18 protein-coding genes are annotated in these 20,878 nt (G+C 63.1%); 6 read left to right on the top strand and 12 right to left on the bottom strand.

The genetic code is table 11. From position 1 onward, the window contains the following. The first annotated feature begins 10 nt into the window (after window positions 1–10). On the top strand, window positions 11–1,564 hold the full coding sequence (locus tag KJP30_RS13655) for an ABC transporter substrate-binding protein (protein ID WP_218449816.1): 1,554 nt from the start codon (window positions 11–13) through the stop codon (window positions 1,562–1,564). A gap of 129 nt (window positions 1,565–1,693) precedes the next feature. Next, window positions 1,694–2,479: a calcium-binding protein gene (locus tag KJP30_RS13650; RefSeq protein WP_218449815.1), complete on the top strand. Its 786-nt coding sequence runs from the start codon at window positions 1,694–1,696 to the stop codon at window positions 2,477–2,479. A 44-nt stretch (window positions 2,480–2,523) separates the two neighbouring features. Here the strand turns inward: KJP30_RS13650 and hslU are convergent, their stop codons facing one another. From hslU to regB, 10 genes are all read right to left on the bottom strand, one after another. Next, the gene (gene hslU / locus KJP30_RS13645; protein ID WP_218449814.1) at window positions 2,524–3,831 is read right to left on the bottom strand and encodes an ATP-dependent protease ATPase subunit HslU; all 1,308 of its coding nucleotides are present in this window, start codon (window positions 3,829–3,831) and stop codon (window positions 2,524–2,526) included. Window positions 3,832–3,918: 87 nt separating this feature from the next. Beyond that, window positions 3,919–4,470, bottom strand: a complete 552-nt coding sequence (gene hslV, locus KJP30_RS13640; protein ID WP_218449813.1) for an ATP-dependent protease subunit HslV — start codon at window positions 4,468–4,470, stop codon at window positions 3,919–3,921. Window positions 4,471–4,569: 99 nt separating this feature from the next. Then, window positions 4,570–4,890: a thioredoxin gene (gene trxA, locus KJP30_RS13635; protein ID WP_218449812.1), complete on the bottom strand. Its 321-nt coding sequence runs from the start codon at window positions 4,888–4,890 to the stop codon at window positions 4,570–4,572. Between the two features lie 68 nt (window positions 4,891–4,958). After that, the gene (gene addA, locus KJP30_RS13630) at window positions 4,959–8,339 is read right to left on the bottom strand and encodes a double-strand break repair helicase AddA (RefSeq protein WP_218449811.1); all 3,381 of its coding nucleotides are present in this window, start codon (window positions 8,337–8,339) and stop codon (window positions 4,959–4,961) included. Then, window positions 8,336–11,266, bottom strand: coding sequence for a double-strand break repair protein AddB (gene addB, locus KJP30_RS13625; protein WP_218449810.1), 2,931 nt, complete (start codon window positions 11,264–11,266; stop codon window positions 8,336–8,338). Before addB ends, addA begins: the two co-directional genes overlap by 4 nt. Continuing rightward, window positions 11,259–11,927 carry a nucleotidyltransferase family protein gene (locus KJP30_RS13620; protein WP_218449809.1) on the bottom strand — a complete coding sequence of 223 codons (669 nt, stop codon included), beginning with the start codon at window positions 11,925–11,927 and terminating at the stop codon, window positions 11,259–11,261. Before KJP30_RS13620 ends, addB begins: the two co-directional genes overlap by 8 nt. Then, window positions 11,912–12,874 carry an aminoglycoside phosphotransferase family protein gene (locus KJP30_RS13615; RefSeq protein WP_218449808.1) on the bottom strand — a complete coding sequence of 321 codons (963 nt, stop codon included), beginning with the start codon at window positions 12,872–12,874 and terminating at the stop codon, window positions 11,912–11,914. The genes KJP30_RS13620 and KJP30_RS13615 overlap by 16 nt, the downstream gene beginning before the upstream one ends. After that, window positions 12,871–13,344: a tRNA (adenosine(37)-N6)-threonylcarbamoyltransferase complex ATPase subunit type 1 TsaE gene (gene tsaE / locus KJP30_RS13610; RefSeq protein WP_218449807.1), complete on the bottom strand. Its 474-nt coding sequence runs from the start codon at window positions 13,342–13,344 to the stop codon at window positions 12,871–12,873. Before tsaE ends, KJP30_RS13615 begins: the two co-directional genes overlap by 4 nt. Window positions 13,345–13,385: 41 nt before the next feature. Further along, window positions 13,386–14,918 (bottom strand): PAS-domain containing protein, encoded by a 1,533-nt coding sequence (locus KJP30_RS13605; RefSeq protein ID WP_246594491.1) that lies wholly within the window; start codon window positions 14,916–14,918, stop codon window positions 13,386–13,388. Between the two features lie 99 nt (window positions 14,919–15,017). Then, window positions 15,018–16,415 carry a sensor histidine kinase RegB gene (regB, locus tag KJP30_RS13600; RefSeq protein ID WP_218449806.1) on the bottom strand — a complete coding sequence of 466 codons (1,398 nt, stop codon included), beginning with the start codon at window positions 16,413–16,415 and terminating at the stop codon, window positions 15,018–15,020. A 75-nt stretch (window positions 16,416–16,490) separates the two neighbouring features. Here regB and KJP30_RS13595 point away from each other — a divergent pair, with 75 nt between their 5' ends. From KJP30_RS13595 to KJP30_RS13585, 3 genes are all read left to right on the top strand, one after another. Beyond that, on the top strand, window positions 16,491–17,114 hold the full coding sequence (locus KJP30_RS13595) for an SCO family protein (RefSeq protein ID WP_218449805.1): 624 nt from the start codon (window positions 16,491–16,493) through the stop codon (window positions 17,112–17,114). A gap of 78 nt (window positions 17,115–17,192) precedes the next feature. Further along, window positions 17,193–17,747 carry an ActR/PrrA/RegA family redox response regulator transcription factor gene (locus KJP30_RS13590; protein ID WP_218449804.1) on the top strand — a complete coding sequence of 185 codons (555 nt, stop codon included), beginning with the start codon at window positions 17,193–17,195 and terminating at the stop codon, window positions 17,745–17,747. A gap of 129 nt (window positions 17,748–17,876) precedes the next feature. Beyond that, window positions 17,877–18,194: a hypothetical protein gene (locus KJP30_RS13585; protein WP_218449803.1), complete on the top strand. Its 318-nt coding sequence runs from the start codon at window positions 17,877–17,879 to the stop codon at window positions 18,192–18,194. 3 nt (window positions 18,195–18,197) lie between these two features. Here KJP30_RS13585 and KJP30_RS13580 read toward each other — a convergent pair whose 3' ends face one another. Next, a complete protein-coding gene (locus KJP30_RS13580) occupies window positions 18,198–18,689 on the bottom strand; it encodes a GNAT family N-acetyltransferase (protein ID WP_218449802.1) in 492 nt (163 codons plus the stop codon). Then, window positions 18,686–19,288 (bottom strand): HD domain-containing protein, encoded by a 603-nt coding sequence (locus tag KJP30_RS13575; RefSeq protein ID WP_218449801.1) that lies wholly within the window; start codon window positions 19,286–19,288, stop codon window positions 18,686–18,688. Before KJP30_RS13575 ends, KJP30_RS13580 begins: the two co-directional genes overlap by 4 nt. A 196-nt stretch (window positions 19,289–19,484) precedes the next feature. Between KJP30_RS13575 and ahcY the strand changes: the two genes are divergently transcribed. After that, window positions 19,485–20,873, top strand: coding sequence for an adenosylhomocysteinase (gene ahcY, locus KJP30_RS13570; protein ID WP_218449800.1), 1,389 nt, complete (start codon window positions 19,485–19,487; stop codon window positions 20,871–20,873). Window positions 20,874–20,878: the final 5 nt, after the last annotated feature.

Raw genomic sequence — 20,878 nt, 5'->3', positions numbered from 1 at the left:
GGAGACGACAATGACCAGAATTAGCAGACGTGGACTTCTGACCACCGGCGCGGCCGCCGGTGTGCTTGCCGCCTCGGGCCTGCCGCTGCGGGCACAGGCCAAACGCGGTGGCCGCCTTCGTGCGGCGCTGTCGGGGGCCAATACCTCGGACAGCTGGGATGGCCGTACCCATTCCGACCTGTTCATGATCGCTTCGGCGCAGGGCACCGTCTTTGACAGCCTCACCGAGGTTGCCGCCGATGGCTCGCTCAAGGGCGAACTGGCCACCTCGTGGGAGGCCACCGCAGACGCCAAGACATGGACCTTTGACCTGCGTCAGGGTGTGACCTTCCACAATGGCAAGGCCTTTGGCGCGGATGACGTGATTGCCTCGTTGCAACTGCACGTGGCCGAAGGCGCGAAATCGGCGGCCAAGCCGATCGTCGAAGCCATCACCGAGATGAAGAAGATCACCGACCATCAGGTGCAGTTCACGCTGAAGGCCGGCAATGCCGACTTCCCCTATCTGCTGTCGGATTATCACCTGCTGATCTATCCGGCGGGCCAGATCGAAGAGGCCATCGCCAAGGGGATCGGCACCGGTCTCTACAGCGTCACCAGCTTCGAACCCGGCGTGCGCATGGTCGCCAAGCGGGTCGACAGCCACTACAAGGGTGACAGCGCGGGCTTCTTCGACGAGGTCGAATATATCGCGGTGAACGACAACACCGCCCGGATGAACGCACTGCTGACCGGTCAGGTCGACGCGATCAACCGTATCGACCTCAAGACCGAGGCGCTGCTCAAGGCGAACCCGATGGTGCGCATTCAGGAAGTGTCCTGCAACCAGCAGTACACCTTCCCCATGCTGACCAATGTCGCACCGTTCAGCGATGTGAACGTGCGCCGGGCGCTGAAATTCGCCATCAACCGTCAGGAAATGGTCGACAAGATCCTGCTGGGTCATGGCCGCGTGGGCAACGATACCCCCATCGGTCCCGCCAACCAGTATTTCGCTGCCGACATGGAGCAGACCAGCTACGACCCGGACAAGGCCAAGTTCTACCTGAAAGAGGCCGGCCTCTCTTCGCTGGACATCGACCTTTCGGCTTCGAACGCCGCCTTCGAAGGTGCGGTTGACGCCGCGCAGTTGTACCAGGCATCGGCCAAGTCCGCCGGCATCAACATCAACGTGGTGCAGGAACCGGCGGATGGCTACTGGTCGAACGTCTGGCTGAAGAAACCCTTCTGCGCCTGCTACTGGTCGGGCCGCGCCACCGAGGACTGGATGTTCTCGACCGCCTACGAGGACGGCGTGCCGTGGAACGACACCCAGTGGGGTCGCGAAGACAGCGAGCGTTTCCAGGATCTGCTGATCACCGCGCGGGCCGAACTGGACCCGAACAAGCGGCGTGAGATGTACACCGAGATGCAGATGATCCTGAAGGACGACGGCGGCGTGGTCCTGCCGATGTTCGCCAACTACGTTCAGGCGGTGTCGAACAAGGTCGCCAACCCGGACAAAGTGGGCAATCTCTGGCAGATGGACAACGCCCGCATGGCCGAGCGTTGGTGGATGGCCTAAGTCTTTCCGTTGTCGAAATAATAGGACGCCCCACCGATTTGGTGGGGCGTTTTCTTTTGCCTTCCGGGCACCAAAACTCCGCCATATTCCGCGATCATTCCCAGACCCATAAAACTTATGGAGTATTGGATGTTTTGGTTACTCGCCCTGATGGGCATGGCTGCGGCTGGTACGATGGTCATGACCGGGGAGGACTCTGATGACGATGACCGGCCTGAACCCACACAGTTGGATGATGATGTCGAACGGATCGATCTGTCAGACATCGACCCGAACCTGACCGGAGAGCTGATTTCCGGTTCGGATGGTGACGATGTGATGTTCGGAGGCGGTGGAACGGACCTGATGTTCGGCAATCAGGGGAACGACCAGCTTATCGGCGGCAGCGGCAACGATATTCTTGTCGACGACGAAGGCTCGGACACGCTGACCGGGGACGGCGGCGATGATCTGTTGTTCGGTGCGGGTTTGCTGGATGTCGACGGGTTGCAAGGCATGTTCGACAACCCACCGGTGACGGTGTCCGGCCTTGCCAGTGCCATTGCCGGTTCTTTCGACGGCACGATGACGGACACGGACGACGATCCCGATACGCTGGACGGTGGCGATGGGGACGATACCATTTTCGGTGGCAGCGGTGACCTGATGATCGGTGGCGCAGGGTCAGACCTGTTCATCGGCGGTGAATATGTCGAACCGGGCGCCCCCGTGACGGTTCTGGATTTCAACCCCGGCGAAGACATCCTTGTCTACGCGACCGAGACCGGCGAGGCAGGCGACCTGAGCATCAGCTATGCGGGAGAACCGGGTGAGGAAGATGCCATCATCTCGGACGGCAATCAGCACGTGATGACGGTGCGCGGGGTCGGAACCCTGTTTACGCTGGACGACGTCATGACGCTCAATCAGACCTGACGTACATGCAACAAGCCCGGCAAAGAGCCGGGCTTGTCATTTCATCACAGAACGTAGCGGCTCAGGTCCGTCGATCGGGTCAGCTCGCCCAGGTGTTTCTCGACGAACTCTGCGTCCACCGTGACCTCGACCCCGGCCTGATCCGGCGCGGTAAAGCTCAGCTCTTCGAAGACCCGTTCCATCACCGTATACAGCCGCCGCGCGCCGATATTCTCGACGCTGGTATTCACTTCGGCGGCGATCTTGGCCAGTGCGGCGATGCCTTCCTCGGTGAAGGTCACGGTGACCTCTTCGGTCGCCATCAGAGCGGTATACTGGCGGGTCAGGGCGTTGTCAGTTTCGGTCAGGATGCGGACGAAATCATCCTCCGTCAGCGCCCGCAGGTTCACCCGGATCGGCAGGCGGCCCTGCAACTCGGGCAACAGGTCCGACGGCTTGGCGATGTGGAAAGCCCCCGAAGCGATGAAGAGGATATGGTCGGTCTTGACCGCGCCATGCTTGGTCGACACGGTTGTGCCTTCGATCAACGGCAGCAGGTCGCGCTGGACGCCTTCGCGGCTGACATCGCCGCCACGTGCCTCTTGTCGGGCGGCAACCTTGTCGATCTCGTCAAGAAAGACGATGCCGTTCTGCTCAACCGCTTCCAGCGCGGCGGACTTGACCGCCTCGTCGTCCAGCAGCTTGTCGGCCTCTTCGCCGATCAACACCTCATAGCTTTCGGCAACGGTCATGCGCTTGCGCGTGGTCCGGCCGCCAAACGCCTTGCCAAACAGATCGCCAAGGTTCGCCATGCCCATGTTCGCGCCGGGCTGGCCCGGGATCTCCATCATCGGGAAAGGCGAAGCGGTTTCGGCCACGTCCAGTTCGATCATGGTGTCGTCCAGTTCCCCGTTCTTGAGCTTGCGGCGGAACATGTCGCGCGTGCCTTCGCGTGCGTCGGTGCCGGCAATCGCCTCGATCACGCGGTCTTCGGCGGCCTTGTGTGCGCGCGCCTTGACCTCTTCACGCATGTGTTCGCGCGTGTCGATGATCGCGGCATCCACCAGATCCCGGATGATTTGTTCCACGTCGCGCCCGACATAGCCGACTTCGGTGAACTTGGTGGCTTCGACCTTGATGAACGGAGCCTTGGCCAGCTTGGCAAGGCGGCGGCTGATTTCTGTCTTGCCGACGCCGGTGGGTCCGATCATCAGGATGTTCTTGGGATAGACCTCGTCCCGCAGGTCATCCGACAACTGCTTGCGCCGCCAGCGGTTGCGCAGGGCCACGGCGACGGCGCGCTTGGCCTCTTGCTGGCCGATGATGAACCGGTCGAGTTCCGAGACGATTTCGCGGGGTGTGAGATCTGTCATTCTGGTCCTTTCGATCTGGATTCAGAGATATCCAATCGGCGGCTGAATCCAAGTGGACGGAAGTTATCCTGTGGTGCGCGTCCGGTCTTAGCCCAGCGTTTCAACCGTGAGGTTGCCGTTGGTATAGACGCAGATGTCGGCGGCAATCGCCATGGCGCGGCGGGCGACCTCTTCGGCGCTTTTGTCGCTGTCCATCATCGCGCGTGCGGCGGCCAAGGCAAAGTTGCCGCCCGATCCGATGGCGGCCACATCATGTTCCGGTTCCAGAACGTCGCCCGCGCCGGTGATGACATAGAGCTCCTGCCCGTCAGTGACGATCAGCATCGCCTCCAGCTTTTGCAGGTATTTGTCGGTGCGCCAGTCCTTGGCCAGTTCGACGCTAGCGCGCTGCAACTGGCCCGGTGCGGCCTCCAGTTTCTTTTCAAGTCGCTCCAGCAGGGTAAAGGCATCCGCCGTCGAGCCGGCAAAGCCGCAGATCACGTCATGCCCGCCGGGCGACAGGCGGCGTACCTTGCGCGCGGTGCCCTTGATGACGGTCTGGCCCAGGCTCACCTGCCCGTCGCCCGCGATGACCACCTGCCCGCCTTTGCGGACGCCGATGATGGTTGTGCCGTGCCAGCCGGGGAAGTCTTCGGACATGTGGATGCTCCTTCTCGGTTGACCGCCGATATGGGCCATGAGGGCAAAAACGACAAGGGCGCCCGAAGGCGCCCTTTGGAAATCAGCCGGTTAGGCGGCTCAGATCGACTCTTCGATCCAGCTTTGCAGTGCGGCCTTGGGGCGTGCACCGGCAAGGTTCGACACGGCCTGACCGTCCTTGAAGACGAACAGCGCGGGGATCCCGCGCACACCCATTGCGGCGGCGGTGTTGGGGTTCTGGTCCACGTCGACCTTGGCGATCTTGACGCGGCCTTCCATCTCGGCGGACAGCTCTTCCAGAGCGGGGCCGATCTGTTTGCAGGGACCACACCATTCGGCCCAGAAGTCGACGACAACGGGAATGTCGGAATTCTTCACTTCGGCGTCGAAGGTGGCATCGGTGACGGCGACGGTGGCCATGGGGAATCTCCTAAGGATTTGGGGCAGCCTGTTCAGGTGTGGGAAGGTATGGAGGGGCCGGGCGCGCGTCAAGATGCGCCCGCCCGACCGAGAGCTTGTGTCACAAGATCGTGCGGCAGCGGCATGTAGTGTGCGGAGGCTGTCCAGACCAGCGCCGTTTCGACACGTTTGTCTGGATAGACCTGTGCCAGCGCGGCGGCATAGGCCCCCATCTGGCGCAGCAACCCGTCCGGCACCTGTTCGACAGAGCCGGGCACCGTGCGGTTCGATTTGAAATCGACGGCGATGATCCGGTCCGCCTGAATCAACAGCCGGTCGATGATGCCATGAATGCGGCCAAGCCCGGGCAGCTCGGCGGTCACGGGGACCTCGGCCAGCGCATCGGGGGCAAAGACATGTGCCAGATCCGGCGCGGACAGCACGGTCATCGCCTCATCCCGGATCGCGGGCAAAAGCGCGGCCACGGATTCAAGGTCCGGGTCGGTTTCCAACTGGTCACAAAGAGACAGCGCCGCCTCTGGCCGATCTCCGACCGGCAGCGGAGCAAGGTTTTCCAACAGCGAATGCAGCGCGGTCCCCCGGGCCTTGGCCATCTCTTCGGTATCGCCAGCCGCCCCGGGCAGTGCCTTGGCACCGCCAAGATCCGACGGCGACCGGGCCTTTGTGCTGGCCAGCGGGGCGGGGGCGGGCATCAGCAGCTCTGCGGGCACCTCGACCTTGGGGGCGTGTTTGGCCTCTGGCTCCTTGAAGGGCAGATGCGACCAGTCCGCCAGACCCAGACGCAGCCCTTCGCCGCCATCCAGATCGCCGAAGTCATAAGCCTGCTTTTCCGGCCCGGACAATTCCATGCCGCGCGCGACCTTGTCGTACCATGCGTCGCCCGATTTCCCCAGATCACCCGCCGCGGCCACGATCAGCCATTTCTCGGCCCGGGTCATGGCGACATACAGCAAGCGGTCCTTTTCCTGCGCGGCCTTTTCCTTGGCGGCCTCGATCACCGCTTGTTGCCGGGCGGGCTGGGCCGCGGCGGGCGTTTTCCACAGCGGGCCGTGTTCGTCCCGGAACAGGTCGTCGCGCAGCTTGGTATCCGGTTCGGCGCAGTCCGGCAGGATGACAATCGGTGCCTCCAGCCCCTTGGACCCGTGTACCGTCATCACACGCAGGGTTTCGCCCGCGCTGTCGGGGGCGCGCTTGATCTGAAGATTGTCGGACCGCGCCCATTCAAGGAAACCGGTCAGCGAGGGCACTGCGCTTTGCTCATAGGCCAGCGCCTGTTGCAGCAGCGCGTTGATGCCATCCTCTGCCTCGGGTCCAAGGCGCCCGATGAACAGGCGGCGGCCGTCATGCCGGGTCAGGATGCGGTCAATCAGGTCATAGGGGCGCAGGAAATCGGTCTGTCCCCGCAGGTCGTCCAGAACGCGCATCACCTGCGAAAAGTCCTGACGGCGGGCGCGCAGTTCCTCCCACAGGTGCTTGCGGTCCCGCCGATGCGCAAGGTCGAACAGCGCCTGTTCTGACAGGCCGAACAGCGGCGACCGCAGAACCGTCGCCAACGACAGGCTGTCTTCGGGTGTCGACAGAAAGCTGAGCAGCGCGATGATGTCCTTGACCGCCAGTTCGGCCATGACCTTCAACACATCCGCACCCGCGATGGGCAGGTCCTCCTGCTTGCAGGCGCGGATGATCTCCTTGAACAGGCGGCCGCGTTTCTGGACGAGGATCAGGAAATCGCCCGCGTGGACGGGGCGGGCATGATAAGTCCCCGAATGACCGTTTTCTTCGGGCAGCGGGGTGCGGTTGTCGATGGTCTGGCGGATGAACCGCGCAATCCGCTGGGCCAGTTTGACGGTGTGATGCGTGGCGCTGGGCCGGTCCACGGGTTCGTGCCACGGGCCATCGTCTTCGTCACCGACCTTTTCAACCAAGGGCCAAAGGTCGACACGCCCCGGCATCGCCTCTTTGAAGGCGCGGTGCCCGTCACCCACAAAACCCGAGGCCTCGGCCCCGCGAAACGTATTGTCGACCAGCCGCAGGATCGGCTCGGCAGAACGAAAGCTGTACAGCAGATCGGCAGGCACAAGCGGCGCGTCGGTATTGGCAAGGCGGCGGGCGAAATCATCCCGCATCCGGTCGAACTCGGACGGGTCGGCGCCCTGAAAGGAATAGATCGATTGTTTCTTGTCCCCGACGACAAAGATGGTGCGGCGGATATCGGTCCGCGCCCCTTCGCCCGCGGTGAACTCCTGCGCCAGCCGTTCGATCACCTGCCACTGCACGGGCGAAGTGTCCTGCGCCTCGTCCACAAGAATGTGGTCGATGCCGCCGTCAAGACGGTACAGCACCCATTCCGCCACGCCCGGATCGCTTAGCAGATCCCGCGCGCGGGTGATGAGATCGTCAAAGTCCAGCCAGCCGCGGCGCAGCTTTTCGCCTTCGTATTCGGTCAGGAACACCTCGGCAAAGGCGTGCAGGGCGGCATCCCGTGTCGCGGCCACAAGCGCGCGCTGCGTGGCCAGCGAATCCTCGACCCGCGCGGCAAGCTGGTCCAGCGCCTCGAACAGGTCGGGCGCATCCTTGCGCACCTTCTGGGTGCCTAGCGTCTTGAGGATCGTGCCGGCCTGCGTCAGCAGCGCGTCCTGCACCTGTGCCAGTCCCGTGCGATCGGGCGCTTGGATCGCGGCCAGCTTGTCGGCCAGTTTCTGGTCGGTCTTGCCGCCCCCGGGGAGGATGTCTGCAAGCGACCGGAAGAGCGGGATCTCGGACCCCAGAAAGACCGAGGCCAGCAAGCTGTCCTCGTCATCATCCTCGCCCAGACCATAGGCGGCGCGAATTTGCCCCGGGGTCATCGGCGGCTGAAAGGCATCCCGGTGGCGGCAAAGCTGCGCAGCCAGACCTTCGATGTTTTCGCCTGAGATGAAAGGCACGATGGCCTCCAGCAGGCCCGCCTGCGGGCCGTCGGCGATCCGGTCGAGGATGTCGGCGCGCAGCAATTCGGCGGCGCGGTCTTCCATCTCTTGAAATTGCGGCGTGACCCGCGCCTCTAGCGGAAAGCGCCGCAGAAGCGAGGCGCAAAACGAGTGAATCGTCTGGATGCGCAACCCGCCCGGTGTTTCGATGGCGCGGGCAAAGAGGGTGCGGGCCTCTTGCAGGAATTCACCGTCCAGCACCCGCTCCACGCCCAGTTGCCGCAATTCGTCCTGTAGGGCGGCCTGATCCAGCATCGCCCAACTGCCCAGCCGTTTGAACAAACGGTTCTGCATCTCGGATGCGGCGGCCTTGGTGTATGTCAGGCAAAGGATGTGCGACGGGTCCACCCCGTCCAGCAGCAGGCGCGCCACCCGATCCGTCAGAACGCGGGTCTTGCCGGATCCGGCATTGGCCGCGAGCCACGTGGAATGGCCCGGTTCGGCGGCGCGTACCTGTGCCTCTGTTGCCTCGTCGCGCTTCATTTCAGCACCTCCTTGACCGGGGCATCGGTCACGTCCCATTCGCCAAAGCGGGCAAGGTGGTCGAAATCACCGGCATCATTGTCCTTTTGCAGCGCCCTGCGGGCGGTAAAGCCGGTTTCCGGCGCGTGATAGGCGGCGATCAGCGCGGTGAATTCTTCCCAGACCTGTTCGGGCGGGGTCTCTTCCAGCGGGGCCAGCACTTCTTTGGGGTTCGAAGGTTGCAACGAGATGAAAACCGCCCGTTCCACATGGGGCGGATCCAATGGGGGAAAGCCGCCTTCGTCCAGCATCGCGGCCTCCAGCAAAAGCTGCTTGTCGAAACTGCCCTGCTCCTTGGTCGAAGGGGCGGCACCGGTCTTGTAGTCGTAGATATGTGCGCCGCCGCGCCCGTCGATGTCGATCCGGTCGGCGGTGGCGGTCAACACGAAACCCAAGGCCGGAATGCCGCGTTCGCCCCTGATTTCATACTGGCTGGGCGTGGCTTGCCCCTGACGCTCGATCTCGGTTTCGACGAACCATTGGGCGATGCGATCCATCCGGGCCTGCCACAGCGCCCGAACCGTGGGAAAGGGCACCTGTTCGGGGTCGCCGATGATTGCGCGCGCCTGCGCCTTCAGCACCTCGGGCGTCAGGTTCAGCGGTTCCGCCTGTGTCGCCTTGACGAAATCCTCCAGCACCTTGTGGGTGAGAATACCGCGCATCAGCGCATCCGGCGCCTGCATCAGCGGATCAAGCGCGCGCAACTTCAGCACGTGCTTGGCGTAGATGGCAAAGGGATCGCGGACCAGCCGCTTGATCTCTGTCACCGACAGCTTTCTTGGCCGCGACTCGGCTGGCGGGGCCGGAGAGGGGCGCGTCGCGGGGTCCGCCTCGATCGGCGTTTCCGAAGCGCGGGCCAGCGCCAGCCAGCGATTGCCGCGCGCCTGCATCTGTTTGATCGCCTCGGATCCGTCACGGGACTCCAACCCGCGCATCAGGTTCATCAACCGGTTCAGCCAGCGCGAGGGCACGGTTTCCGCATCGTCGGATTTCATCGACCGCGAGAACCACACCTCGGGCGCGGCGGCGGCCTGTTGAAAGTCATGCGCCGACAGGCCGATGCGCCGTTCCGGCAGCAACAGGCCCGCCTTGGCGCGCATGGCGCGGTTCAACCATGGATCGGCGCCGGGCAGTTCCGGCCACGCGCCTTCGTTCAGGCCTGCAAGGATCACAAGGTCCGCATCCATGACGCGGGCCTCCAGCGTGCCCCAGATCAGGATATCGGGGTGCGGGGCGTCGCGGTCGCGGACCTCTTCGCGGGACAAAAGCGCGCTCAGCAAGTCGGCAAAGTCGCGGGCGCTCATTTCAGCGCCGTGGTGGGCCTCGCGTGCAAGGCCCTGCATCACACCGCGCAATTTACGGCCCGCGGCCTCTCTCCACAGGTCGCCCGAGCCGTCGATCCCCGGCCCGGCGCAGATGGATTCCGTCAGGTGCAAAAGATGATCGACCCACTCGGCCAGCGGGCGTTTGACGGCGATCTCTTGTCCGCAGAACCGGGCGCCGACCCATGCGGCCCAATCGCCCTGCGCGCGGGTCTGCCCCCATTGCGCCAGCGGTTCGGGTTGGGGATAGGGCATCCCGGTCTTGCGGATGTACAGTTCCAGTTCGCGTGTGTTCAGCAGATGCGGCCCGCGATCCGCACCGGTATGGGACAGCGGATGCTTGAGCAGGGTCAGCAGCATCTCGGCTGACAGCGGTTTGACGAACAACTCGGACACATGCCGCAAAAGCCGCCCCGGCGGGGTCAGTTGCGCGGGTGTCCCGCCGCTGTCGTCGGGCAGGATATTCCAGCGGTCCAGCGCCGAGGTCACGCGGCGGGTCAGCATCCGGTCGGGCGTGATGACGGCGGCCCGCTGTCCGTCCTTGACGGCCTGCCGCAGGCGCAGTGCGATCGCCAGCGCCTCGTCCCGCTGGCTGGGCGCTTCCAGAAGGGTCACGTCGGACATGGCATCCGGCAACATGGGCAACGACGGCCCTTCGGACAGCCATTGGTGCGTCACCGGCGCCGGACGCAGGGCCAGCGAGAGGACGCGGTTGCGCGCGGCGCTGGGCGGCGGTGTTTCGGTCCAGTTGCGGACATCTCCGGGCGACAGTTCCAGCCCCTGCATCATGCGGGCAAAGCGGAACTGCGGATGGTCTTCGCCGGTCAGCGCGTTGTCGAGGCTGTGCCAGACATGATCGGGCGTATCGGCGTCGAAACCGGGCAGGATCACCGCCCCCTGCGGCAGGCGGGCCACGGCCTCCATGAAAGCAGCGGTGGTGCCGCGAGAGCCGGTCGACCCAGCCACGAGGATCGGATGGCTGGGCGGCGCAATCTCCCACGCGGCCAGCCGCAGTTGCAGCGCGCGGCGGGCATAGGCCTGCGGATCGGGGGCGCTGTCGGACTCGAAATATTGCTGCACGATGCGCAGAAAGGTCAGCGCGCGCTGCCAGTGGCCGGATTGGTCCGACACATCAAGGTTTTCGATCACCTCTGGCGGCACGCCTTCGCCCTGCATCTCTTCCATCAGGGTGGCAAGGCTGTCGGCAAGGTCGAAAAGGGCCGCGCGCGGGGCCAGATCCGGGGCGCTGTCCAGCAGTTTGGACACCAGCCCGGTCAATTCCAGCCGTCGGCGCAGTGGCGGCACCGGGGTGGGCAGCGCGGCCTTGGTCAGCGGATCGGCCAGATCGGTGACCAGCCGGATGCGCGGCAAGAGGCTGGCGGGCCCGGCGTCAAAGACCTCGCGCAGGCGGCGGGCCATGCGGTCCGAGTTGACAAAGATCTCGACCCGGGCCAGTGCCTCTGGCGGCGCATCGCCAAGGCGCGCGCGCAGCCCGGTCACAAGTTCGGTTGCAAAATCCGCGCCGCAGGGCAGGCCGAACATACGCGGGCCGGGGGTCTTAAACATTCAACATCCTTTCGGCGAGGGAGATGCCCTCGGGGTGGCCAACATCGCACCATTGGCCGGGATAGGTCAGCCCGAACAACCGCCCGGCGGCGGCCTGTTCGTTCCACAGGCGGTTCAGCGAAAACACCTTGTCTGGGATCGCGTTCAGCCCCTCGGTCTTGATGATTTGCGCGCCGGTGTAGACCAGATCGCCGTTCCGCGTCAGTTGACCGTCCGGTGCAAGGCTGAAATCGCCTGAACCCTTGCGGCCGATGGCGCGATCCAGCGGGACACACAGCAATAGCGCATCCATCCTGTCCGGGTCCCATGCCCTGGAAAGCAGATCCAACCCGTTGGGACCATTCCAAATTGCGTCTGTATTCAAGGTGTACACAGAATGCGTTCCCAGCAAGGGCAGAGCATGCCGCAGCCCGCCGCCCGTGTCCAGAATATCGGGCTGTTCCGTCGAAACCTGAACGTCGGAGCCTGCAAGATGCTGCGCGATCTGGTCCGCAAGGTAATGCGCATTGACCACGCGGGTCCGAAGGCCCGCCGTCAGGTCCAGCGCGTGATCCAGCAAGGGCTTTCCGGCGACCTCGATCAGTGGTTTGGGCCGGGTCGCTGTCAATGCTCCCATCCGGGTGCCGAAACCGGCGGCAAACAGCATTACGGCGTCGGGCATGCGCTTTTCAGCCTTTCTAGATGAGAGGGGGATGGCGCGGGCAAGGCCGCGTCAAGAATTGGCCGGACTTCGGCCAGCGCCGGGTGCGCAAGATCGGATTGCAGATGGCCCCAAACCCGCGGGATCAGGTCGATGTAATGCGGTTTGCCCCGCGTTGCGGCCAGCCGGGCAAAGACACCCAGAATGCGCAGGTTCCTTTGCGCGCCAAGAACCGCCAGCGCGGCGCGGAACCCGGGGTCGGGCAGGCCGGTGGCGCCAAGGTAACGGTCGATACAGGCCTCTGCGACATGAGGCGAGACATCACGACGGGCGTCTTCGATCAGAGAGACAAGATCATAGGCGCGGTGGCCCAGCAGGGCATCCTGAAAATCCAGCAGGCCAGCGCGGGCCGCGCCAAGCCGATCCGGCAGAAAAAGGACGTTTTCCGCATGGTAGTCCCGCAGCACCATGACCTCGGTCGCCGAGGCATGTTCCCGCAGCACCGGCAAAAAGGCGGCAACGGCCTGTTCCCGGGCCTTGGGCGCCTGGGTGTAATGGACAAAGGCAAGGTCGATCATCTGCGCAAGACGGTCCGGTGTTGCGACCGGCAGACGCTCGGGCGGGGCGTGGCGATGCAGTTCGACCAGCGCATCGACCGCCAAAAGATACAAGTCGCGTTCCGCCGCCGGATCCTGTGCCAACCGGGCGATCAGCCCATCGCCAAGATCTTCGATCAGCAACAAGCCCTGATCGGGGTCTTCGGCAAGGATCTGCGGCGCGCTGAGTCCGATGCTGCCCAGATAGCGGGCCAGCCGGGCGAACAAGGTCACGTCACCTTCGGGGTCCATCATCAGGATGGCCGATTGCCCCGCTTGGGTCAGACGGCTGTACCGCCGGGCCGATGCATCTCCGGCCAACGGTTCGTGACGGGCATTGGCCCAGCCAGCGCGTTCCAGAAAGGCGCTCATCCCGCACATCCGGTGGCTAGGTCATCCCAACGCGGGGCCTGCCAGTCGAGTGTCAGACTGCGGCTGTCGTCGTCCGCCCCGGCGGTGAAATGCAGGTGCAGCGCGTCGGACGGGGTCAGATCCTCGAGCCTGTCCGGCCATTCCACAAGACAGATTGCGCTGTCGAAAGCCTCGGTCAGGCCCAGTTCGATGCTCTCATCCGGGCCGGTCAGGCGGTACAGGTCCGCGTGCCACAGTTCCCCGGCGGTGGTGTCATAGGTCTGTACCAGCGTGAAGGTTGGCGAAGGCACATCTTCGGGCGTGTCCAGCAGGGATTGGATCAGGCAGCGCGCAAAATGTGTTTTGCCTGCGCCGATTTCGCCTGACAGCAAGAGCACGTCGCCGGGGCCAAGCGCGGCCCCGATACGTTGGGCAAGGGCGCAGGTGGCATCGGGGGAGGGCAGGGTAAGGCTGGCGTGGCGGGTCGTCATGGCGCGGAGGATACTTGCGCCGCGCCGGGCTGCAAGCGCGTTCAGCCGATGGCTTGTGAGCGGGTGACGGCGGGGGGCTCTTCCTCGGCCAGATCGGGGAGGCTGGCGTCCTGTATCGGCGTAAAGCGGACAAGCGTCGCCCCCGCGGCTACTGGTTGAACCATGCACAACAGACGCTCACCAGAGTCCCGGGTCAGCTCCGCCTGCCAGCGCTGTCGCTCTCGTAGCGTCAGGACAAATTCGCGCAGATCGGCCCAGATCGGGCTGGGCTTGCATTCATTCTGCCAATCTTTCGTGGCGTCCACGATTGTGATTTCGGCAAAGGCGCTGTCGGGATCGCATTTCCATTGTGCCCGGTAGGCCGCATTGGAAAAAGTCAGGACGCCAAGACGCGAGAAGACAGCAACCGCGTCATCGAAACCGTCCAGCACGGATTGCGTAAGCTCCAGCTCGGACCGAAAGCGCCGGGTCAACGAGATCTCGGCGCTGATGTCTTCGATCAGGAAGGCAACGGCCCCGTCCGGGTGCGGGCGGCCGGTGATCTTGTAGGTCAGGCCCGACGGCAGATTCCAGGTTTCGCAGTAGCGGTCCTCACGCGCGGCGCTAACCACGTCATAGAGTTTGTCCCGCCAAGAGGCATAGTTCTTGGGTTCGGGCATCATGCGATTTTCGCGCATGTGATCGAAGAAGGACAAGAGGTTGGGCTTGGCCGACAGGAAATCCACCGGCAAATGGGTCAGATCGACCAGCGCGGGGTTGAACAGTACCAACTGACGATCCCGGTCAAAGACGGCCAATCCGATAGGCAGATGGGCAAAGGTCTTGGTCAGGGTCTGCACAAAGTTGCGCTGGGCCATCTCGGCGTTGACGAGACTGTCGATGCTGGTGGCGTAATGGACCCAGCCCTCTTCGACCGGGCGCGAAACCACTTCGAACCAGCGCTGCACCTGCCCTTCGGACTTGACGCTGATCCGGGTTGTCCGTTCCACCCGCTTGGCTGGCAGGTCCATGTTGATGAGGCATTGCCCTTCGCTGCTGCGCCCGTTTTCCGAACAGAGCTCCTGGTAGGCTTCGTTGCACCACAGGAGGTTGCCGTCGTTATCTGTCTGCCAAAGCGCGTCGGGCGCGTTGCGGGACAGTTCCGCAAGACGCCGGTATTCGTCGTTGTGGCATTTGGCCCGGAACAGGCTCGCCGCGCCATCCGGCGTACAGCGCAGGCGCAGATGCAATCGGTTGGCCGAGGGTTCCAAAAGGAGTTGCGCGTTTTCGACGAGGGGAGACGTCCATGTTGAGGCGCGGCTGGGCGGCTCTTCGGGCAGATCGGGGAAACCGGCAATCAGCGATTCCCGGACCTCTTCCCATCCCATGCCGGTCAGGATCGTCCGGTCGAACAACTCTTTTGCATCTGGGGTGTAATCGACAACCTCGCCGTTTCGGAACAAGAGGACAGTTTCGGGTGTTCCGGATTGAAGTCGGTCGCGGTGGCGCGGTCGAAGCGTGAAGAACATCAGGACAGCCGCCACCAGTGCCGAAGCTGCGCCGGCCCCGATTGCCAGAATTAACAGATCCTCCAATGCCCAGCCTCTTTGCAGCCTGTCCCAGTACTTTCCCTATAGTTGTATTTCATTTAGTTAATTTGGCGTTAACCAAATGAACTTCGCGTGGAGCCGTGCCTAAATCTCGATCAGGCGGTTTTCGCCCAGTGCGGTGCCGGGTTTTGCGGCGTCAGCTACGATCTTGCCGCGTGGCCAGACCACTTCGACAATTGCGCCACGCCGTTCGGCCGGGTCGGTTCCGGCGGCGTAAGGGTCTGATCCATTTGCAAAACTCAACTCGGCGCCGGTGCGTTCCAGCAGCGTCTTGGCAATGAACAAGCCCAGGCCCATGCCTTCGTATTCCGGTCGCTCGCGCTTTTCGGTTTCGCTGCGACGGCGGCGTACGAAGGGATCGCCAATGCGTCCGATCAGATGTTGGGGAAAGCCGCGCCCGTCATCCATGATCCGAATCGAGATGACATCATCCGTCCACATGGCTTCGATCCAGACCTGAGTGCGGGCGAAATCCACCGCGTTCTGCACGAGGTTGCGCAGACCGTGAATGACCTCGGGGCGGCGCAGGATCTGGGGTTGGGTGTATTCGCCGCCCGGGCCGGGGCCGTCTTCGATCAGGATTTCCTTGCCGCGATCCTGATGCGGCTCGGCAGCCTCGCGGATGACCTCGACCAGAGGAGCGTGCCGCATGTGCAGGTCATCTTTCCCGGCGCGGCCCATGCTGCGCAGGATGTCGCGGCAGCGGTCGGCCTGTTCGCGGATCAGCAGCGCGTCGTCCTTGAGATCCGGGTGATCGTCCAGTTCCTCGGCCAATTCCGACGAGGTCAGCTTGATCGTTGCCAGAGGGGTCCCAAGCTCATGTGCTGCGGCGGCGACCACGCCGCCAAGGTCGTTCAGTTTTTGCGCCCGGGCCAAAGCCATCTGCGTTGCGGCCAGTGCGTCGGACATCGAATTCATCTCACGCGTGATGCGGCGCGAGTAGACCGAGATGAAAACCAGCGCGATGCAGATTGCCGCCCATTGCCCGTAGACGAAAATATCCGGGATGCGGAGGATGAAGCCCTCTTCGGTCCGCAGGGGCAGGTGGTAATAAACCATGCCTGAAACCAGCGCGAAGGCCGTGAACCCAAGGATGAACGTGGACCTCAGGCTGAGCACCGCGGCGGATACGGTCACGGGGGCCAGCACCAACAGCGAAAACGGGTTGTGCAGACCGCCCGTCAGGTAAAGCAGGAAACAGAGCTGGAGAAGGTCGAACATGACCATCATGAAGTTCTCGGTCTCGCTCAACCGCTTGTTTTCCGGAAAGACGGAAATTGCGATCAGGTTGCCGACAATCGACACGCCGACGGCGAGGTAACACAGGCCCAGTTCCAGTTGCAGGTTATAGAGTCGTTGCGCAATCGTGATCGCCGCCAGCTGTCCGATCACGGCAAACCATCGCAAAAGGATCATGGTCCGCAGACGGATCCAGTTGCTGCGCTGTTCTTCGCCGATCAGTCCCAGATCCTCCCGCGCCATCTGCGCCCTTTCGTCCCTCTTGTACCCCGCCTCCCAGCGGATAGCTAAGGTAAAACAGTCCGGAGTAGGAAAGTCATGCAGCGTCTTGCCGCAATCGCCGCCTTTGGTGGTCTTGTTGCCCTGAGTGCTGGGGTTTGGATCTATACCCAGCAATCCGCGTCGGGGGATCCCTATGAACAATGTCGCGCAACCCGGATTGCCGGCGGGGCCGACCAGATCGGCGGGCCTTTCACCCTGTTGAACAAGTCCGGGGAAGAGGTCACCGACAAGGATGTGATTACAAAGCCGAGCCTCGTCTATTTCGGCTATACCTTCTGCCCGGATGTCTGCCCCTTTGACACCGCCCGCAACGCCGAGGCGATCGACGTGCTGACTGAGCGCGGCTATGACGTGAACCCGGTCTTTATCTCCGTCGACCCCGAGCGTGACACGCCGGAGGTTGTTGGCGAATTCGCCGAGCTGATCCATGACAAGATGATCGGCCTGACCGGAACGCCCGAGCAGGTCAAGGCGGCCAGCCAAGCCTACCGGACGTATTACAACAAGCAAAAGGATGGCGACCCCGAGTATTACCTCGTCGATCACTCGACCTTTACCTATCTCGTCCTGCCCGAGGTCGGCTTTGTCGACTTCTTCCGCCGCGAGGTCACGCCCGAGCAGATGGCCGACCGAACCGCCTGCTTTATCGATGCCTCTTGACGTGGCGAGATGCGTTTGACCACCGCTGGTTAGCCCGCTAATACTCTTGCTCACGCATCGGCTGTGGGAGGAAGGCTCTTGGCAGAACGCAGCATCGAAGAACTCGGGGACGACCGTTCGTTGCTTCTTGTTGACGACGACGAGCCGTTCCTGAGGCGCCTTGCCAAGGCAATGGAAAAGCGCGGCTTCGAGGTCGAGATGGCGGGGTCCGTTGCTGCGGGCACCGCGATTGCGACAGCCCGCCCACCGGCCTACGCAGTCGTCGATCTGCGGCTGGAGGATGGCAATGGGCTGGATGTGGTCGAGGTCCTGCGGGACAAGCGCCCCGACAGCCGTGTGGTTGTGCTGACCGGGTACGGCGCGATTGCCACCGCGGTCGCGGCGGTCAAGATCGGTGCCACGGACTATCTTTCGAAACCGGCGGATGCGACGGACATCACCAATGCGCTGTTGGCCAAGGGCGATGATCTGCCGCCGCCGCCGGAAAACCCGATGAGCGCGGATCGTGTCCGTTGGGAACATATTCAGCGGGTCTACGAGCTTTGCGATCGCAATGTGTCGGAAACGGCGCGGCGGCTGAACATGCATCGCCGCACGTTGCAACGGATCTTGGCGAAACGCTCGCCGCGCTGACGGCAGCAACACGGAAACGTGCATATCTGTACGCTTTTCCGGTGCCTGCGCTCTCCCCATATTACGTGTACACAACGTGAATTGCTGGCGAGAGCGCCGGTGGTGGTCTCTCTGGCGAAAGGAGAGACCATGTTCAAACGTCTGTTTACCGCTTCGCTTGTTCTGGGGGCCGCCGCATTGGCTCCGCCCGTCGCCATGGCGCAATCACCGCTGTTTTGCGCCGACCGCGCGACCGTGGTTGGCCGACTGGATCAAAGATTTGGCGAACGCCAGATCCTGATCGGCCTGACGACCAGTACGACGATGCTGGAACTTTGGGCCGCCGAAGACAGCGGCCGTTTTACCGTTTTGATCACCGATGCCCGGTCGCGCAGTTGCATCATGGCCAGCGGCACCGAACTGATGATCGACTACCCCGATCCGCCGGGCCTGGATGTCCGCAACTGATCGCTACCTCAGATCGTAGCGCTTCAGCACTTTGTCCACCGTCTGGCCGTCGCCCAGCGGCACACCTGACTTGGTGGCGTAATCCTCGAAACCCCGGCTTTGGTAATAGGCCAGCCCGCCGCTGTTGTCGGCGCGGATATTGGCATTGATCCAAGCATAGCCCAGTTTGCGCGCCGCCTTTTCGGTTTCCCGGAAAAGAGCAGAGCCAATGCCCAGTCCGGCGCTGCCCAGCCGGGCAAAAGTGGCAATTTCCGCGGCCTCGTCCGGCAGGTAATCCGCCGGTTCGATCCATTGGAAACCCACAACCGTCCCGTCCTCGGTTTCCGCCAGGTGCCATGCGGCCCGCTCCGGGGTCTGGGTCATCCAGGTCCGCAGATCTTCGGTGCCAAGGGGCGAAGTCAGCGCCGTCGTTCCGCCCGCGGCGATGATCTCGTTCAACAGTTCAGCCATCGGGCGGGCATCCAGCGGGCCAGCCGGGCGGACGGCGAGTTTCATCGCGGCATCTCCTGCAACAATTCGCCCAAGCGGGCAGTGAATTCGGCGCGCACCTCGACCGGTGGGCGCAACCGGATCTGAAGATCTGCGATCATGTCATGATCCGGTGTGCCGAAAAACTTGTTGGCCTCGGCCCGGCTGAACCCGGCGATCTGTGTCGCCTCCATCCATGCGCTGATGCTGTCGGCCTTCTTGATCTGCTTTTTCAACCGGGGCGGCGTGGCGGCCTGCAATCCAAACCGGATGTGGATCGCGGCGGACAGACGTTTGTCCAATTCCTCATACCCCGGCCCGACCGCGGCCTTCACGGGCGAGATCATGTCGCCGATCACGTATTCAGGCGCGTCATGCAGTAGCGCAGTCAGCCGTTCCGCCGGGCGCGCGTTCGGGCACAGGCGGCCAAAGATCACCTCGACCAGCAACGAATGTTCAGCCACCGAATAGGCATAGTCGCCCCGCGTCTGGCCGTTCCAACGGGCGACAAAGGCAAGGCCATGCGCGATGTCCTCGATCTCGATGTCGACCGGGGTGGGATCCAGCAGGTCCAGCCTGCGCCCCGATAACATCCGTTGCCACGCTCGTGCCTGTTGTTTCGCCATGTCGTTCCCCGCGCCGTCCAGCCGGCGCCTGACTACGGCGCAACGCGGCGCTTGTAAATCGCAGGACAAGCCCTGTCGGCGGCCGGTTGCTGCGGCGGTCAATGGCATTGTGCGCACGGGCTGTGGGTGGTACTTGCACGTCAATCCACCACCCCGGGATTGGGCCGGGCGCATCATCGTATTTGAAGGATTCGAAATGACCCAGGACTACATCGTCAAGGATATTGCGCTGGCCGATTTTGGCCGCAAGGAACTGGATATCGCCGAAACGGAAATGCCGGGCCTGATGGCGCTGCGCGCTGAATATGGCGAGGAAAAGCCGCTGAAAGGCGCACGCATCGTCGGTTCGCTGCACATGACGATCCAGACCGCCGTCCTGATCGAAACGCTGGTGGCGCTGGGTGCCGATGTGCGCTGGGCGTCCTGCAACATCTTTTCGACGCAGGATCACGCCGCGGCGGCCATCGCCAAGGCTGGCGTGCCGGTCTTTGCGATCAAGGGTCAAACACTGGCCGAGCACTGGGATTACCTCGACAAGTCGTTCCTGTTCGAGGATGGCCCCAACATGATCCTTGACGATGGCGGCGACGCAACGCTGTACGTCCTGCTGGGCGCGCGCGCTGAAGCGGGCGAGGACATCATCGCCGTGCCCACCTCCGAAGAAGAAGAGGTCATCAAGGCGCAGATCAAAAAGCGGATGGAAGCAAGCCCGGGCTGGTTCACCAAGACCCGCGACCAGATCATGGGCGTGTCCGAGGAAACCACCACCGGTGTGAACCGCCTGTATCAGCTGGTGCGCGACGGTCAGCTGCCCTTCCCTGCGATCAACGTCAACGACTCGGTCACCAAATCGAAGTTCGACAACAAATACGGCTGCAAGGAATCGCTGGTTGACGGCATCCGCCGCGCGACCGACACGATGATGGCCGGCAAGGTCGCCGTGGTCTGCGGCTACGGCGATGTGGGCAAAGGCTCGGCCGCGTCGCTGAAAGGCGCGGGCGCCCGCGTAATCGTCACCGAAATCGACCCGATCTGCGCGTTGCAGGCGGCAATGGATGGTTTCCAGGTGACCACGCTGGAAGAGGTGGTCGGCATGGCCGACATCTTTGTCACCACCACCGGCAACAAGGACGTCATCCGCATTGAACACATGCGCGAGATGAAGGACATGGCGATCGTCGGCAACATTGGCCATTTCGACAACGAGATCCAGGTTGCCGCGCTGAAGAACCACAAGTGGACCAACATCAAGGAACAGGTGGACATGATCGAAATGCCGAACGGCAATCGTATCATCCTGCTGTCCGAAGGGCGTCTGCTGAACCTCGGCAATGCCACCGGCCACCCGTCCTTTGTGATGTCGGCGTCCTTCACCAACCAGGTTCTGGCGCAGATCGAACTGTACAAGAACGGCGACAACTACGAAAACAAGGTCTACATCCTGCCCAAGCATCTGGATGAAAAGGTCGCGCGCCTGCACCTTGATCGTATCGGTGTCAAGCTGAGCAACCTGTCGACCGAGCAAGCCAGCTATATCGGGGTGCAACCCGAAGGCCCCTTCAAGCCCGAGCACTATCGCTATTGATCGGG

The organism is Antarctobacter sediminis, from assembly GCF_019218285.1.
Classification (GTDB): Bacteria; Pseudomonadota; Alphaproteobacteria; order Rhodobacterales; family Rhodobacteraceae; genus Antarctobacter; species Antarctobacter sediminis.
Note: the sequence above shows the minus strand (reverse complement) of the source record. Positions and strands in the feature narration are given on the sequence as shown.

Excerpts from the sequence above, each read along its gene's own strand:
- KJP30_RS13655 (WP_218449816.1), top strand. The coding sequence starts at position 11 with ATGACCAGAATTAGCAGACGTGGACTTCTGACCACCGGCGCGGCCGCC.
- KJP30_RS13575 (WP_218449801.1), bottom strand. The coding sequence starts at position 19,288 with ATGGCGAAACAACAGGCACGAGCGTGGCAACGGATGTTATCGGGGCGC.
- KJP30_RS13580 (WP_218449802.1), bottom strand. The coding sequence starts at position 18,689 with ATGAAACTCGCCGTCCGCCCGGCTGGCCCGCTGGATGCCCGCCCGATG.
- KJP30_RS13585 (WP_218449803.1), top strand. The coding sequence starts at position 17,877 with ATGTTCAAACGTCTGTTTACCGCTTCGCTTGTTCTGGGGGCCGCCGCA.
- addB (WP_218449810.1), bottom strand. The coding sequence starts at position 11,266 with ATGTTTAAGACCCCCGGCCCGCGTATGTTCGGCCTGCCCTGCGGCGCG.
- tsaE (WP_218449807.1), bottom strand. The coding sequence starts at position 13,344 with ATGACGACCCGCCACGCCAGCCTTACCCTGCCCTCCCCCGATGCCACC.
- KJP30_RS13615 (WP_218449808.1), bottom strand. The coding sequence starts at position 12,874 with ATGAGCGCCTTTCTGGAACGCGCTGGCTGGGCCAATGCCCGTCACGAA.
- hslV (WP_218449813.1), bottom strand. The coding sequence starts at position 4,470 with ATGTCCGAAGACTTCCCCGGCTGGCACGGCACAACCATCATCGGCGTC.
- addA (WP_218449811.1), bottom strand. The coding sequence starts at position 8,339 with ATGAAGCGCGACGAGGCAACAGAGGCACAGGTACGCGCCGCCGAACCG.
- ahcY (WP_218449800.1), top strand. The coding sequence starts at position 19,485 with ATGACCCAGGACTACATCGTCAAGGATATTGCGCTGGCCGATTTTGGC.
- KJP30_RS13650 (WP_218449815.1), top strand. The coding sequence starts at position 1,694 with ATGTTTTGGTTACTCGCCCTGATGGGCATGGCTGCGGCTGGTACGATG.
- KJP30_RS13620 (WP_218449809.1), bottom strand. The coding sequence starts at position 11,927 with ATGCCCGACGCCGTAATGCTGTTTGCCGCCGGTTTCGGCACCCGGATG.
- trxA (WP_218449812.1), bottom strand. The coding sequence starts at position 4,890 with ATGGCCACCGTCGCCGTCACCGATGCCACCTTCGACGCCGAAGTGAAG.
- KJP30_RS13595 (WP_218449805.1), top strand. The coding sequence starts at position 16,491 with ATGCAGCGTCTTGCCGCAATCGCCGCCTTTGGTGGTCTTGTTGCCCTG.
- regB (WP_218449806.1), bottom strand. The coding sequence starts at position 16,415 with ATGGCGCGGGAGGATCTGGGACTGATCGGCGAAGAACAGCGCAGCAAC.
- hslU (WP_218449814.1), bottom strand. The coding sequence starts at position 3,831 with ATGACAGATCTCACACCCCGCGAAATCGTCTCGGAACTCGACCGGTTC.